The organism is Oxynema mangrovii CENA135, from assembly GCF_016632315.1.
In the GTDB taxonomy this organism is placed as follows: Bacteria; Cyanobacteriota; Cyanobacteriia; order Cyanobacteriales; family Laspinemataceae; genus Oxynema; species Oxynema aestuarii.
Genome location: NZ_JAEOXH010000003.1, coordinates 936,385 through 952,537 on the forward strand (window position 1 = coordinate 936,385; position 16,153 = coordinate 952,537).

A 16,153-nucleotide genomic window follows, 5' to 3' on the forward strand; every position below is an offset into this window, starting at 1 on the left:
GCGATCGTAACCCCAATTATTAGGGATCCGTTTCCATAAAATTTAATTTCTATACTTTTGAGAGCGATCGCACTCTAGAAATTTAAGGTGAATGGCTTTGATAAAGATCGATCCAGCTTTGCGCAAATAGTTGACCGAGTTGAATTAATCCTTGGGAGTTAAAGTGTAATAAATCACGATCGAGAGGGAGTAATTTGGTTTCTACAGGACGAGTAAAAGCGACTTTTTCGCTGACTCTCATTTGCGCTTCTCTGACAATGTTACCGCAACAGTTGGCGATCCCGTTGGGTTTAGAATGATTATTGCCAAAGTGAACCATTCCATAAATAAATGGTAATTTTTGATAATTGAAATCATCCCTAACTTTTTGGATAAATTGGATTAAATTCGCTTCGTAATGGGGTGCTAACTTTTCGTGGCTGGCATCTCCTTCTCCTTGCATCCAGAAAAAACCAGCTAAATCGACGAGATATCCTGACGTCTCTAAAGCGGCGATCGCCTGACTGACGCGATCGCGCATTTTATAGTAAAGGGATCCGTTATTTTCTGGATTCCAATCTTCGGCTAAATTACTGCCGTTGACTGCATATTTGACTAAGGCGACGCGATTGTTAAGCGTTTCTGCAATTTCTCGACCCAAGGTGATTTCAGGTCCGAAACCAACTTGATGCGGCATCCAATTAGTTGATGGTAAGGGTTCGGTGGGAGGCGTTAACGGAAGCCATTGTCGTTCGCGACTGTACCAAAACACATTATTTTGAGGTTGTTTGAGGCGATCGGGTAACTCTTTGATATTGGATTGATAGCCGACCATATTCGATTGTCCGGCAAGAATGAAAAGTTTAATAGACATCGATCGCGAACCCGGAATAACGAGAAAGACTGAAACAATAAAAAGACCGAATAAACCCCTAATAAAACTGACTGACATAAAGCTAAAAGATCTAACTCTTAATTTAGATGATTTATGGTTTTATCGTTTTAAAAAAGACTCTAAGCGTTCCCCATTACCGATCGTGGTAACAAAAGGCCAGCCATGACTTTTAGAAAAGCAATCGACATTAATTTATGTCTTTTGAGTAAAAGAGAAGGGTCGTTATAAATTGCATACCAAAAACAGCGCAAGGTTTGGAAATATTCCGATCGCCTGGGATGGCTTTCCAGAGAACGAAACATTAGATATTGATAAACATTGCTCAAGCTTTTTTTTCGCAAATATTCTTGATTTTTAGGGAGTTGCTGAGATGCGCGATCGATCGCTTTCAAACAATCCGCTTCTTGACGAAGAATATTAGCGGACATCGAGTTCACTGTAATGCGATATAAAACTTGTACCTCAGGGATACAAATAAAGGAATAGCGATTGGCGAGACGTAACCACATATCCCAATCGGCTGCACTTTCCATTTCTGGGTCGAAACTGCCGATTTCTGTTAATGCTTGCCGACGAATTAAAGGATTTGAACCATTTTCTATAAAGTTTCTAACGAATAATTTGTCGTGAATTTTACCATTTTCACTCAAATGACTGCCGGGATATAAAAATTGGCTAGATTCATCAATATAATCTGTCCAACTATATGCCGCTGCTGCATCTGGATGCTCTTGCAACGCAGCAAGTTGTTTCTCTAATTTATCTGCTGTCCACAGATCGTCTGCATCTAAAAAGGCGATGAATTTTCCTTGAGCTTTCTCAATCCCTCGATTACGACTGACCGCCAAACCTGCATTGGGATAAGAAAAGACATGAAGGCGTGGGTCATCTATTTCAGAGAGAATATCTAAGGTTGAATCTTGCGAACCGTCGTTAATAATTAAAATGTCAAAATCCTTAAAGGTTTGATTAATAACAGATGTTATTGTTTCTTGAATGGTCTTTTGACCATTATAAATTGGAATGATTACAGAAATTAAAGGCATAGCAATAAAGGCTTGAAAAAGCTCATATTTTTAGATAGGAGTTTTGAGGATTTGGAATATCTGTAGTAATGTATCCTAATAAAGGAGTTAAGCTCTGTAGGTTTAAAAAGTGCTTTTCTATAGAATTAATAGAGTGTTTTGATAAGGTAGATAAGATTGCAATTTTATATAAAACTTTCCAAAATACTCGGGTTTTCAATAAATTCTTGTCGTATTTTAAAGCAAGTCCAAACAAACGAAGTGCAATCAAAGCTTGATGACGTTCGGGTTTCCCTTCTAATGCTTTAAAAGTTAAATACTTGTAAACATTTCCCAGACTAAAGTTTTTAAGATATTGGAGAGAAGATGGCGCACAATTAAAGGCACGATCTAAAACTTGCAGACTGACTTTTTCTAGTTTTTTAACGTTGGCAGACATCGAACGATCGCTGACTCGATATAAGACTTGAGGACGATCGACAGCAACAAATGAATAACGAGCCGCTAAACGTAAATACAAATCCCAATCTTCAGCCGGAGGCAAAGATTCATCAAAATCACCGACTTCATCGATCGCCGATCTACGAATTAAGGGATTTGAACCATTCTCTAAAAAGTTAACCAGTAAAAGATTAGTATAAACATTACCATTAACGGTTAAATGTCCGCCACGCCGTAAAAATTCGCTGTTTTCATCAATACAATCACTCCAACTATAAGCGACTCCAGCTTCTGGGTGCGCTTGAAGTGCGGCTAATTGAGCTTCGAGTTTATCGTAAGTCCACAAGTCATCGGCATCTAAAAAGGCGATATATTCCCCGTTAGCATGAGAAAGTCCGCGATTGCGACTGGCTCCCTGTCCTGAATTTGAATAAGAAAAAAATCGAAAACGCGGATCGTTAATGTTAGAAATAAGCTCGACAGTTGCATCCTGAGAACCATCATCAATGACAATAACTTCAAAGTCTGTAAATGTCTGCTTGAAAACCGATTTCAGAGTTTCTTGAATCGTATTTTCAGCATTGTAAGCTGGAATGATTACTGAAATGAGAGCCATGGTAAAATTAACACTAAAAAATCATAAAGTTTAAGGTTCTATTTTTAAGTACATCAGTACGGCACTGATGTTTTTGAAAAATTTGAGATTGCCGATCGTCTCTTTAATTATTTCCGGTGAAAAGACGGCGATCGCCATTCCTTTGAGTAAAATTTTAACAATTAATCGATGTTGTAATAATGACGGATCGTAGGCGATCGCGCGGGTTAAAAAACGCAATGCTGCTCGTCCTTTTTTGGGTTCTGGTTCTCCTTCTAAGGCTTTCACAATTAAATATTTATAGAGATTGCCAAAACTGTGGCGTTTGAGGTATTGCAAGGATTGCGGAGCGCGATCGAAAGCACGATTCAACACGTGCAAGCAAGCCGATTCTAATTTAAAGATATTACTCGATAAAGAATTTGCAGAAATTCGATAGCGGATTTGTGATTTTTCGACTACAACAAAATTACTTTTCTCCGCTAAACGTAAATACAAATCCCAATCTTGTCCGGCGGGTAAGGATTCGTCAAAACCTCCAATTTCTATCAAAGCATGGCGACGAATCAAGGGATTAGAACCATTTTCTAAAAAATCGACGAGTAAGAGGCGATCGTAAACATTACCATTAACACTGATATGACCTCCACGCCGCAAAAACTGACTGGATTCATCAATGCAATCACTCCAGCTATAAGCTATAGAGGCTTGAGGATTTTTTTCGAGGATAGCTAATTGTGCTTCAAGTTTATCTGGAGTCCACAGATCGTCAGCATCTAAAAAGGCGATGTATTCGCCTTTTGCTTGAGATAACCCTCGATTTCGGCTGATGGCTGCACCAGCGTTAGTATAAGAAAATACACGAATTCGAGGATCTTTAAAGCTTTCAATTTTTTCTAAAGTTTCGTCTGTAGATCCGTCATTAACAATAATTAATTCGTAATCCGTAAAGCTTTGATTGAGGACTGAGCTAATGGTTTCTTGAATTGTTGTTGTGGCATTATAGACTGGAATAACGACTGATATTTTGGGCATGTTAATATTTTTATTAATTTCTATATAGTCATCCTAAATCAATTAGAATCTTAAGAGAATAGTATTGCAATCCAATTCTACAGTGTTTAAATTCCGAGGTCGCTGGGTGGATTCCCGTTTCCACGGGAATGACAGGTTGAGTGAGTTCATTGAGAAAAACGATCGCTAAGGGATCGCTACTGTTCAATAAATGTCAAAACTTATATAAAATGTATATAAACCGTAAAGATAATACAAATACAATATTTATGATTTTGTTTTAGAGCCAGAAAATAACAAGAAAGGACTATTCAAACTTGCCCAATAAAATTGATACTCAAAAGCTGGAATTAAATCAGTTTTAAGCTGACCTTTGTATTTCCATAAATGTCGGACAATTCGGTGTGAATTCCCTAAAATTGTTCGAGTAATAAGCCATGGTTTTTGCCAGGGTTTGGCATTAATCATTAGGAGTTTGCAGGTCGCCAATCCACAGCAGCGAGCGAGAGAAAATAAATAGTCTTTTTCAAGTCGCCAGTGAGGAATGACATGATCTAAATGCATGTCAGGATTGTACCAAATTTCCCAACCTTCCTTGTGCATGTAGAGTAAGGGTTCGTAATCATCTCCTCGGGCTAACGATTGACCTGTATTACCAATTACTCCAGGATTTTTAGGAACACTTTCAATCCATGCTTGCTTGCGGATGACTAATCCAGCACCGGGAGGAAGTCTTAAATCTTGCGGTTTAAAGAGAAAGGGTTGCGATCCATGTTCTCGAATGGCAAGAAAGGCTTGAATTCTTTTAAAATCTGCTGGGGGTTCTACTTCAAATTGGGCGTGAATTTGACCGCTAATGGCGCCAGCATGGGGATGTTGTTCGGCAAAAGAATGGGCAGATTTTACCCAGTCGGAGTTGGGTAAGTTATCGTCATCGAGAAAGGCAACATAAGTTCCTCGTGCTTCTTGAATCGCTCGTTGTCTTGCAAAGGCAAGTCCTTGTTTTTTTTCAAACCAATATCTTAATGGAATCGATCGCGGCCAGGTTTCTTGATAGTTTTCGATAATTTCTTCGGTGTTGTCGCTGCTATTGTTGTCGATTACAATAACTTCCCACTTGAGCGATTCAGTTTGGATTTGCGATCGCACCTTCTCCAAAACTTGTGGGAGTCTTTCAGCTCCATTATAAGTGGGAATCGCGACGGTAAAATCTAGCATGATGAGGGGGGAATAGGTAAACGGTTAAATCCCTTGATTCCGGATTAAAACGCGGGCAAAGTCTGCACGCTACGGGATGCTTGATTCCTTCTTTAAATAACCATGTTTCCAGAGATAAAAAGGACTGATAAAACTACTCGTCAATAACTCAAATTCGCCCTCTGTTATTAAATCATTTTTGATTTTAGTGCGGTATTTTAATAAGTATTGGAAGATTTTTCGCAGGTCGTTGACCATGTAGACGATCGCCGCTAGCGGTCTCAACGATGGCGGAATGCGAACCATGCGGGTGACGTAGCGACTTAAGCCAATTCCGCGTAAAAAGGGCAATAAATAGGCTCGTTGGAGACGCGATCGCCCGATTTTATGATAAATCTCCATCGCCGGGTTGTACCAAATTTCCCAGTCCGATTTTTGAATGTAGGATAACACTTCTAAATCTTCACTGGTGAGCATACTGCCGGGAATTCTGCCACTTAAAATGCAGCGTTCGGGAACGTTATCGAGCCATGCTTGCTTACGAACGACTAATCCCGCCGAAGGGGGCAGTAAATTACTTTTGGGATCGTAACAAAGCGGTTGCGATCCTCGTTCGATAATGGCAAATAACGATTGAATGCGTCTGAAATTTGGCGGCGGTTCGGCTTCAAAAGCGCCGTGAATTTGACTGCCGTAGGCTCCAGCTTGCGGGTGTTCGCGGGCAAATTGTACCGCCGCCGCGACCCAATTGGGTTCGGGTAAATTGTCGTCGTCGAGAAAGCCAATTAACGGCGATCGCGCTTCGCAAATCGCTTTTTTACGGGCGAACCCTGCCCCTTGTTGACTTTCAAAATAGGCGTAGAAGGGAATCGAGGCGGGCCAGGTTTCTCGGGCGATCGCGATTGCCTGGGGCGTATCGTCATTGCTGTTATTATCGATGACAATAACTTCCCACGAAAAGCCCTCGGTATTGACTTGTTTTTTCAAGCTTTCCAACACTTCGGGCAAGCGATTTGCACCATTGTAGGTACAGATAGCTACTGTAAAATCGACCATAACCCGCCTCGTTTTGGTTTTGTCGTTTTAGTTAGTAAATTTGACGATCGCCGTCCTTTAGCTTAATTCACTTCCTCTCCCGTAATATCGATGGTCGGTTCGCTGCTGAAGGTAGAAACTTCCCGGCGCGTTTGCGCTTCTTCTCCCTCATTTCGCCATGCATCTTTGAGTTCTCGTTCCGGTTCTTGTTTGGATTCGCCTTCAATTTCTTCTTTCACTGGTTGGAGTTCTTCGGTCATCGAAGCTTCCTCCACCTTAGCTTTAGAAATCGGCTCTTTTTCCCCATGGCGGCTCGATGATGCTGCTTCAGTCAGGGGTTGGTTGTCGAAAACTAAAGTGCTTTCGGCGCGATCGATATAAACCGTGTCGCCACTGACAAACTTCTGCTCCAATAATAACGTAGCCAGGGGGTTTTCTAATTCCCGTTGGATGGCCCGTTTCAGGGGTCTGGCCCCATAGACCGGATCGTAACCCACTTCGGCGATATAGTCTTGCGCTTGCGGGGTCATTTCCAGGCGGATTTTCTGGTCGGCGAGTAGGCGTTCGATGCGCTTGAGTTGAATCCCGACGATTTGGCGCAGTTCGGAGCGAGAAAGCGGGTGGAAGAGGATGATATCGTCCACGCGGTTGAGAAATTCCGGGCGGAAATGCGATCGCAGGGCGTTGACCACCCGTTTTCGCATTTCTTCATATTGGCTGTCATCTCCAGCGACGTCGAGAATGTAATCGCTGCCGATATTGCTAGTCATGACGATCGCCGTATTTCTAAAATCGATCCCGCGACCTTGGGCATCGGTGATCCGCCCGTCGTCAAGCACTTGCAACAAAATGTTAAATACGTCGGGGTGAGCCTTCTCCACTTCGTCGAACAGAATCACCGCGTAAGGATGACGGCGGACGCTTTCGGAGAGTTGTCCGCCTTGGTCGTAGCCGACATAACCGGGAGGGGCGCCGACCAAGCGCGAGACCGAGTGTTTCTCCATATACTCGGACATGTCGATGCGCACGAGGGCGTCTTCGGTGTCGAACAGGGCCGCCGCTAAGGTGCGCGCCAGCTCAGTTTTCCCCACTCCCGTCGGTCCCATAAACAGGAACGAGCCGATCGGTCGCCCGGGGTCTTTCATTCCGGCGCGAGCGCGACGAATGGCGGCAGCGACGGCGGAAACTGCCTCTTCTTGGCCGATCACGCGCTGGTGCAGGTAAGATTCGAGTTTGAGCAATTTTTGGCGCTCGGATTCCAACAGCCGATTGAGGGGAATTCCGGTCCATTTGGCGACGATTTCGGCGATGTCGGCGTCGGTGACTTGTTCGCGCAGGAGAGAGGAGCCTTGGGATTGCAGTTTGACCAGTTCCGCTTCTTTCGCTTCACGATCGCGCTGGACCACTTCCAAGCGTCCGTATTTTAACTGAGCGGCAGTGTTGAGGTCGTAATGACGCTCGGCGCGCTCGATTTTAACCCGCAGTTGGTCTTCTTCCTCTTTGAGGGTATTGATAGCGTCGAGTAACTGCTTCTCCGCTTTCCAGCGATCGCTGAGGGTCTGCTGTTGCCCTTTTAACTCCTTAATTTCCGCTTCGATCCGCTCCAAGCGCTCCTTTGAAGAACTGTAGGCGCTTCCGGTCGGGAGGGGAACGCTCGTATTGCCTTCCCCTTCCAGGGAGAGTTTTTCCATCTCCAACTGCATGACCCGGCGTTCTACATCTTCGAGTTCGTCGGGTTTGGAGGTAATCTCCATTTTTAATTTCGCGGCGGCTTCGTCTACCAAGTCGATCGCCTTATCCGGGAGGAAGCGATCGCTGATGTAGCGGTGAGACAAATTCGCCGCCGCCACCAGGGCCGAATCGAGAATTTTAACCCCGTGGTGAACTTCGTAGCGCTCTTTCAAGCCGCGTAAAATCGAAATCGTATCGTCCACCGTCGGCTGATCGACGAGAACCTGTTGAAAACGCCGCTCTAGGGCCGCATCTTTTTCGATATGCTTGCGAAACTCGTCTAAAGTCGTGGCGCCGATACACCGTAGCTCACCTCGGGCGAGCATCGGTTTGAGTAAATTGCCCGCATCCATCGTTCCCTGTCCGGCGCCCGTCCCGACGACCGTATGCAGTTCGTCGATAAACAGGACGATTTGACCTTCCGATTGGGTGACTTCGCGCAAGACGGCCCGCAAGCGTTCTTCAAATTCACCTCGGAATTTGGCTCCGGCGATCAAACTGCCCATGTCCAGGGAGATGAGCTGGCGGTTTTTGAGCGATTCGGGCACGTCGCCGTTGACGATGCGCTGGGCGAGTCCTTCGGCGATCGCCGTTTTACCGACCCCCGGTTCCCCGATTAAAACGGGATTGTTTTTGGTGCGCCGCGATAGCACTTGGATCACCCGGCGAATTTCTTCATCGCGACCGATCACCGGGTCTAACTTTCCGGCTTTCGCCTGTTCGGTGAGGTCGCGTCCGTATTTTTCTAACGCTTCGTACTGACTTTCCGGGTTTTGGTCTTGGACTTTGGCTTTACCGCGCGTTTCCTTAATCGCCGTTTCCAATAGTTGCGGGTCGAACGGCGTGCGCGGGTCGGCGGTGGATGCTTTGATGACGCGACGACCCACGCGCTCGTCGTCCCACAAGGCGATCAGTAAATGCTCGATGGAGATATAACTATCTTGCCAGGATTCGCGGGCAGCTTCGGCTTTGTCGAGTAGCAAGTCCAAACCGCGCCCGAGATAAAGCTGGCTCGTGTTGGCGACTTTCGCCTGACGGGCCGCAAATGCATTGAGTTGTTGCAGGAGTTTTTCGGGCAGGATCCCGGCGCGCGGCAGGATCCGACTGGCGAGTCCGTCTTGTTCGAGCAAGGCGATCGCCACGTGTTCGACTTCGAGCTGTTGGTGTTGGTAACGGCGCGCGACATCTTGGGATTTGACAATCGCTTCCCAAGCGCGATCGGTAAACTTACTGGCGTCAGTGGGCTGCATGTTTTAAATGCTCGGTGCCTCCAAAAGGTGCTGGGTCGTTAGGCCGACAGTTCGTTTCTATTGAAACTCAAAATCACGGGAAACGAACACCTGTAGTCTATCTCAGATTTTCGCCCGAACGGCTTTGCTGTCGCGATCGAGGCGGGCGTACCGACGCCCGCCGTCGAGCCTGATTTAACTCGCTGCAGTCGCTTTCTCTTTTTCCGTGGCCGATCCCTGGGTTCCCAGTTGAATTAACTCGATTTTATAGCCGTCGGGATCTTGGACGAAAGCGATCACGGTAGATCCGTGTTTCATCGGTCCGGGTTCGCGGGTGACGGTGCCGCCTTTGGCTTTGATTTGTTCGCAAACGCCGTAAATGTCATCTACGCCGAGGGCGATGTGACCGTAACCGTCGCCGAGGTCGTAATGGTCTTTCCCCCAGTTATAGGTCAACTCGATGACGGCAGTTTCGGACTCGTCGCCGTATCCGACGAAGGCGAGGGTGAATTCACCGCCGGGATAGTCTTTTTGGCGCAGCAAGTTCATCCCGAGGATGTTGCAGTAAAAATCTAGGGATTTGTCTAAATTGCCGACGCGCAGCATGGTGTGTAACAGTCGCATCGAGACCCTCCTGTTGCGAATTTCTTTTTTATTGTAAAGGGAGGGGTTTTGGGGAGTTTGGAGTTTGGAGTTTAGAGTTTGGAGTTTAGATTTCGATCGCGTTGGGGACTGGGTTAGCGCATCGTAGCTAGGCTAACGCTATCGGGGAAGTAAATCCGGTAAACTTTTGAGAGTTTGTTTGAGAGTTTGCCTCGATCGCCCCTCCGGTCCTGTCCGGCTATGGGGAGGGGCGATCGCTCGAACAGTCCACGATTGGCGAGTTGCACTCCAAATCCTGCAAGCAGAAGAGGGAATCATCAGTATGTTAGATAATACGGCGATTGACATGATTAACGCCCGCGAAATTCTCGATTCTCGCGGACGTCCGACCATTGAAGCCGAGGTAATCTTGGCCAATGGCGCCCGGGGTCTAGCTCAAGTTCCTAGCGGCGCTTCCACGGGCTCGTTTGAAGCTCACGAACTGCGCGACGGCGACAAAAATCGTTATGGCGGTAAAGGGGTTCAAACGGCGGTGGATAATGTCATCCACAAACTCGCCCCTAATCTCGAAGGGTTGGACGGTTTAGATCAAGCCACGGTAGACCATACGGCGATCGCCCTCGACGGTTCCCCCAACAAAGCTAATCTCGGCGCCAATGCGATTTTAGCCGTGTCTCTGGCCACGGCGAAAGCGGGCGCGGACGCCCTGGGAATTCCGCTCTACCGTTACTTAGGCGGTCCGATCTCTAACGTGCTGCCCGTTCCGTTGATGAACGTGATTAACGGGGGCGCCCACGCCGCCAACAATATCGATTTTCAAGAATTTATGATCGTTCCGGTCGGGGCGCCGACGTTCCGCGAAGCCTTGCGCTGGGGGGCGGAAGTGTTCGCCTCTTTGAGTACGGTTCTCGACGAGAAAGGGTTGCTCACCGGGGTCGGCGACGAGGGCGGTTTTGCGCCGAACCTCGGTTCCAACCAAGAAGCGCTCGAAATCTTGATGGCAGCCATTTCTAAGGCGGGTTACAAACCCGGCGAACAAGTGGCGTTGGCGTTAGACGTGGCGGCGAGTGAATTTTATAAGGACGGTCAGTATATTTACGAAGGCAGCGCCCACTCTCCGGCGGAGGCGATCGCCTATTTGGAACGCTTGGTCGCCGAATACCCGATCGTTTCGATTGAAGACGGTTTACACGAGGAAGATTGGCCCAACTGGCAACTGTTGACCCAGAAATTGGGCGACAAGGTGCAGTTAGTCGGCGACGATTTATTCGTGACCAATCCCATCCGCTTGAAGAAAGGGATTGACAGCAAGGCGGGGAATTCGATCTTGATCAAACTCAATCAAATCGGTTCCCTAACCGAAACCCTCGACACGATCGATATGGCAAACCGCAACGGTTATACTTCGGTGATCAGCCACCGTTCCGGCGAAACGGAAGATACGACGATCGCCGATCTGGCCGTCGCGACTCGCGCCGGACAAATTAAAACGGGTTCCCTCTGCCGTAGCGAACGGGTGGCGAAGTACAATCGCTTACTGCGGATCGAGGACGAGTTGGGAGATCGCGCGGTCTACGCCGGGACGATCGGCTTAGGTCCGCGTCGTTAGGAATTCGTAGCGCCAGCATCTCGAACCTGCGGAGGGACACGGCAATGCCGTGTCCCTGCCAAACAAGGTGTTATATATAAATAATGGCGGTAGAGAGGAGACGATCGCCCGTCCTACGGATAAAAGCCCAACTGCGGCAACCCGAGGGTTTCGTCCCAATCCATCATCAAATTGAGACATTGAATCGCCTGCCCCGCTTGACCTTTGAGCAAGTTATCAATCGCTGACATGACGATCGCGCGATCGGTGCGTTGGTCGATTTCGACGCCGATGTAACACATATTACTGCCCATCGCCCATTTGGTCTGCGGATAAACTCCCGCCGGAAGCACCTTCACCCACGGGCAATTGCGGTAAAACGCCGTGTAAATCGTCACCAAATCCTCCCGAACCAAGCCGGGATCGCGTAAATTGGCGTAGACCGTGGACAAAATCCCCCGCACCATCGGGATTAAGTGGGGTGTAAACTGAACTAAAACCTCGTGTCCGGCCAAATCGCTGCAAATTTGCTCGATTTCCGGCGTGTGGCGGTGGCTGGCAACGCCGTAAGCGGCAAAAGAATTATCGGCTTCCGCTAATAACAAATTCACTTTCGCTTGGCGACCGCCGCCAGAGGTTCCCGATTTCGCGTCAATAATGGCACTTTCCGGCACGATCATCCCTTGTTTGAGCAAGGGCGCCAGAGCGAGCAAACTGGCGGTGGGATAGCAACCGGGACAGCCGACGAGTTGGGCTTCTTTAATGCGATCGCGGTACAATTCCGGCAAGCCGTAAACCGCCGTCGCCGCCACCTCTTTATCGGTGCGATCGCCCCCATACCAGGCTTGATAAGTATCTAAATTGCTAAAACGGTAATCGGCGGACAAATCGAGAACCTTGCAGCCTTTATCCAGCAAGGTCGGCGTCATCTTCCACGCCAATCCGTTCGGTAACGAGAGAAAAACCACGTCACAGCGATCGCCGACGGTCTCGGGATCGACCGTTTCAATCGTTAAATTCGTGGCGAGATCCATGTGAGGGTATAAATCCGAAAAAGCTTTCCCCGCGCTGCTTTCTCCACCCACGTAAACTAACTCCAAGTGGGGATGGTCGGCAATCAAACGAACTAACTGCACGCCTCCGTAACCGGATGCCCCGACAATACCAACTTTGACTCGTGTTGAATCTCCCATGCGACCTCTCCTTTCCTCTGATATGCTCGTCTGGCCTGCGATCGACCCGAATGTTTCCCGGATTTTTGCAGATCTTTGCAGAACTGTTGCTGCATTTTAGTACCAAATTGGAAATTTAAGTCTCGAAATTCCCACATCTGCCACGGGAAAAGCTTCTCGCCTCCACCGTCCTCGCCCGTTTTTACCCCGAGCCAACATGGGTTAGGATATAGGCCGAGGACCGTAGCGTAGCGGACTTGACGCCTGTTCGCGCCACGGTCTCGCAGTGAAGACGAAACAGAAGAGACAAGTTAATGAGCAAATATCACGTTTACGGGATTGGCAATGCTTTGGTGGACATGGAATTTCAACTTTCCCCAGAGTTGCTACAACAGCTCAGTATCGATAAAGGCGTCATGACGTTAATCGACGAATCACGAGAACGAGAACTGATCGAAACACTGAGCGATCGCCCGTCTAAAATGATTTCGGGAGGGTCCGCCGCTAACACCCTCGTCGCGATCGGGCAATTGGGCGGCAAATGCTTCTATTCTTGTAAGGTCGCCGACGATGAAAGTGGCGAATTTTACATGAAAGATCTGGTCAGTTGCGGGATCGAAACCAACTTGCAACACCACGAACCCGGCGAAGGGATTACCGGAAAATGTTTGGTTTTCGTGACCCCCGATGCCGATCGCACCATGAATACTTATCTCGGGGTCAGCGCTACTTTTTCTAAAGACGAACTGGTTCCCCACGCGATCGAAGATTCCCAATATCTCTACATCGAAGGTTATTTACTCGGGGATACGAACGGCAAAGAAGCGGCGATCGTCGCTCGCGATATCGCCCAAAAAGCGGGGGTTAAAACCGCTCTTTCCCTCTCCGATCCCAACATGGTCAAGTTTTTTAAAGAAGGTTTGATCGAAGTAATCGGCTCCGGTTTAGATTTCATTTTTGCCAACGAAAGTGAAGCGTTGCAAATGGCCGATACCGATAATTTGCAAGGGGCGATCGCCCATTTCAAAACCTTAGCTAAAGGCTTTGCGATCACCATCGGTCCCAAAGGTTCCGTCATTTTCGACGGCGAACAACTGCTCGAAATTCCCGCCCAAAAAGTCGAGGCGATCGATACCGTCGGCGCCGGAGATATGTACGCCGGAGCCTTCCTCTACGGCATCACTCACGGCATGAGTTACGAGAAAGCGGGTCATCTCGCCTCTCGCGCCGCATCCAAGATCGTCACCTCCTACGGTCCGCGACTGTCGGCGGAAGAAACCAAAGCCCTGTTAAGTTAAAGACCCATAAAATAAGAGGCGATCGCCTCTTATTCTCAATCGAGAAAACCAGAGATTTTTGTCTCTGGTTTTTTTGGCGATCGTCATTTAGAATATATTTATAATTTGGCTATATTATCCGATCGTTTTTAGTTCTATAAGTATTCACAAATCTAGATTCTAGATTGAGCAACAAATCGATCGTTTAATATAAAATATAATTGCAATCGTATCAATAATAAATATCCTCTTATGAGAATTGATTCTCTTACTCTTAAAAATTTTAAGAAATTTTCAGAATATCATCTAGACTTAGATCCTCAATTTACCTTACTCATCGGTGATAACAGTACAGGTAAAACGACTCTACTCGATGCACTGGCAATTAGCGCCGGGGTATGGCTTGTCAACGAACCCGATAGTAGCCTTTCTACTAGCAAGCGCAATATTTTAACAAGTGAAATTCGTCTAGAAGCTGTCAATTCATCGGGAATTACGCAGTTTAGAGAATGTAAGCCCGTTGAAATTCGAGCTGAAGGTTGGATCGATCGTCAATATTATACCTGGTGCCGAAAAATCTCTTTAAATGGCTCCAGAACCTCTAATACAGATGCCAAAGAAGCGATCGCCTGTATTACCGAACTTTTTAACCGCGATCGACAAGGAGAAAAGATTTGGTTTCCTGTTCTTGCATATTATGGAGCAGGTCGAACTTGGCTACCTTCTAATGCAAGTCACAAGAAAGCAAAATTAGATCGCGATCTTTCTAGGCGTTGGAATGCTTTTTATGATTGTTTTGAAGAGCGTATCCGCCTCTCGGATCTGCAAACTTGGTTCCAAAAAGAAGCACTGGCAACGCTCCAGCGAAACGGCAAAACACGCTCGACTTATGAGGTTGTCAAATGGGCAATTTTACGATGTATTCCCGGTGCCGATAATCTCTGGTTCGATGCAGATCGCGCCGAAATAGCAATCTCTATTGAAGGTTACGTAATTCCTTTTAGCAACCTCAGTGCAGGACAAAAAATGATGGTTGCTTCGATCGCCGATATAGCGATTAAATCAGTGACTCAAAATGCAAGGTTTTTACCAGAATTCATCGATCCCGATCCAACCTTATTACCCTCCATCTTAGAGAAAACACCCGGTTTAGTTTTGATCGATGAAATAGACGTTCACTTACATCCTAAATGGCAACGGCGCGTTATCGACGATTTAAAAAGTACATTCCCCTCAATCCAATTTGTTTGTACGACTCATTCCCCTCAAGTCATCGGCCAAATTCAAGCAAAAAACCTTCGGATTCTTTATGAAGATAGGGAAGGTACGCCGCACGTTATTACCCCTCCACAATCTTGGGGAATGGATAGCTCCTGGATTTTGCAAAATCTTATGGGAGCAGATGCAAGAGATATTAACATCGAAGCCGATCTCGATAAAATATTCGATGAAATCGATCGAGAGAACTATTCTGAAGCCAGACAAGCGATCGAAAATCTACACAATAAAGTTGGAGATTTTCCCGATCTACAGGAGGCCACTTCATTTTTAGATCGACTAGAACTTTTAAAACAAGATGAGACGGATTAGAAAAACCCATCCACCCAAAGAATTTTTAGACTGGCTTCAAGTGAATAAAGGTTTAGACTGTAGCTACGGCGCGCTTCAAGGAAAAGAGGCTCACTCGGCGTTGAAACTTCATCTTCTCAAAGAACAAGGATATTTGTGTGCTTATACGGGAATTTCAATATCAGTGGAAGAATCCCACATCGAACATTTAAAGCCTCAATCGCTTTGTAGAAATGTCCCCAATCCCGGGAATTTTGACTATTTAGAAGATGTCGAGTATCGCAATATGGTTGCTTGCTTCCCAAAAGATGGTGGAGATACCTCTTACGGTTATGGTGCACCCATCAAGGCCGGATGGTGGGATGAAGAAGAATTTATTTCGCCTTGTCAGGAAGATTGCGAACGAAAATTTTCTTATCAATGGAGTGGAAAGATCTGTCCTACGGATGAAAACGATCGCGCGGCGATGACAACTATTGAAAACTTAGGACTCGACGCACGGCGTTTAAGAGAGCGACGTAGAAAGGCAATTAAGGGCTTCTTTGGTTTTGGATCGAAAAAACCACTGACAAAGAAAGAAGCCAAAAATATTTTAGGAAAACTTGGTCAACCGGATCGTTCGACTGGCCAACTGAAAGAATTTTGCTTTGTTTTTGAACAACTTTTACCCAAATATATTAATCCCTCGAAAAAATAACCATCCCTTCCCTGTTAATCGTTCGTAGAAATGAGCCAGAGCAAATCAAACCGATCGCGTTGCCTGCACTACAGCGATCGCCCCCTCAAAACCGCTATAATTTTTC

The 16,153-nt window shown here is 46.7% G+C and carries 13 protein-coding genes; 4 read left to right on the forward strand and 9 right to left on the reverse strand.

Features of this window, described 5'->3' with window-relative positions; all coding sequences use genetic code 11:
- Window positions 1–82: 82 nt before the first annotated feature.
- The 8 genes from JJD41_RS23375 to gloA form a co-directional block, all read right to left on the reverse strand.
- On the reverse strand, window positions 83–853 hold the full coding sequence (locus JJD41_RS23375) for a sialate O-acetylesterase (RefSeq protein ID WP_200670076.1): 771 nt from the start codon (window positions 851–853) through the stop codon (window positions 83–85).
- Between the two features lie 140 nt (window positions 854–993).
- Window positions 994–1,920, reverse strand: coding sequence for a glycosyltransferase (locus JJD41_RS23380; protein ID WP_200670078.1), 927 nt, complete (start codon window positions 1,918–1,920; stop codon window positions 994–996).
- A 22-nt stretch (window positions 1,921–1,942) separates the two neighbouring features.
- Window positions 1,943–2,956, reverse strand: a complete 1,014-nt coding sequence (locus JJD41_RS23385) for a glycosyltransferase (protein WP_200670080.1) — start codon at window positions 2,954–2,956, stop codon at window positions 1,943–1,945.
- Window positions 2,957–2,986: 30 nt separating this feature from the next.
- The gene (locus tag JJD41_RS23390; protein ID WP_200670082.1) at window positions 2,987–3,970 is read right to left on the reverse strand and encodes a glycosyltransferase; all 984 of its coding nucleotides are present in this window, start codon (window positions 3,968–3,970) and stop codon (window positions 2,987–2,989) included.
- 246 nt (window positions 3,971–4,216) lie between these two features.
- The gene (hpsE, locus tag JJD41_RS23395; protein WP_200670084.1) at window positions 4,217–5,167 is read right to left on the reverse strand and encodes a hormogonium polysaccharide biosynthesis glycosyltransferase HpsE; all 951 of its coding nucleotides are present in this window, start codon (window positions 5,165–5,167) and stop codon (window positions 4,217–4,219) included.
- Window positions 5,168–5,236: 69 nt separating this feature from the next.
- Window positions 5,237–6,202 (reverse strand): hormogonium polysaccharide biosynthesis glycosyltransferase HpsE, encoded by a 966-nt coding sequence (gene hpsE, locus JJD41_RS23400; protein ID WP_200670086.1) that lies wholly within the window; start codon window positions 6,200–6,202, stop codon window positions 5,237–5,239.
- Window positions 6,203–6,264: 62 nt separating this feature from the next.
- Window positions 6,265–9,162, reverse strand: coding sequence for an ATP-dependent chaperone ClpB (gene clpB / locus JJD41_RS23405; protein WP_200670088.1), 2,898 nt, complete (start codon window positions 9,160–9,162; stop codon window positions 6,265–6,267).
- Window positions 9,163–9,336: 174 nt separating this feature from the next.
- A complete protein-coding gene (gloA, locus tag JJD41_RS23410) occupies window positions 9,337–9,765 on the reverse strand; it encodes a lactoylglutathione lyase (RefSeq protein WP_168571105.1) in 429 nt (142 codons plus the stop codon).
- A gap of 301 nt (window positions 9,766–10,066) precedes the next feature.
- On the opposite strand from gloA, the gene eno reads away from it, so the two are divergent.
- On the forward strand, window positions 10,067–11,353 hold the full coding sequence (gene eno, locus JJD41_RS23415) for a phosphopyruvate hydratase (RefSeq protein ID WP_200670295.1): 1,287 nt from the start codon (window positions 10,067–10,069) through the stop codon (window positions 11,351–11,353).
- A 113-nt stretch (window positions 11,354–11,466) separates the two neighbouring features.
- Here the strand turns inward: eno and argC are convergent, their stop codons facing one another.
- Window positions 11,467–12,525, reverse strand: coding sequence for an N-acetyl-gamma-glutamyl-phosphate reductase (gene argC, locus JJD41_RS23420; RefSeq protein ID WP_200670090.1), 1,059 nt, complete (start codon window positions 12,523–12,525; stop codon window positions 11,467–11,469).
- Window positions 12,526–12,818: 293 nt separating this feature from the next.
- On the opposite strand from argC, the gene JJD41_RS23425 reads away from it, so the two are divergent.
- The 3 genes from JJD41_RS23425 to JJD41_RS23435 all read left to right on the forward strand — a co-directional run bounded on the left by JJD41_RS23425 (window position 12,819) and on the right by JJD41_RS23435 (window position 16,047).
- Window positions 12,819–13,802 (forward strand): adenosine kinase, encoded by a 984-nt coding sequence (locus tag JJD41_RS23425; protein ID WP_200670092.1) that lies wholly within the window; start codon window positions 12,819–12,821, stop codon window positions 13,800–13,802.
- A 231-nt stretch (window positions 13,803–14,033) separates the two neighbouring features.
- Entirely contained in the window at window positions 14,034–15,371 is a 1,338-nt protein-coding gene (locus JJD41_RS23430; protein ID WP_200670094.1) for an AAA family ATPase, read from the forward strand.
- A complete protein-coding gene (locus JJD41_RS23435; protein WP_200670096.1) occupies window positions 15,358–16,047 on the forward strand; it encodes a retron system putative HNH endonuclease in 690 nt (229 codons plus the stop codon). Before JJD41_RS23430 ends, JJD41_RS23435 begins: the two co-directional genes overlap by 14 nt.
- Window positions 16,048–16,153 lie beyond the last annotated feature (106 nt).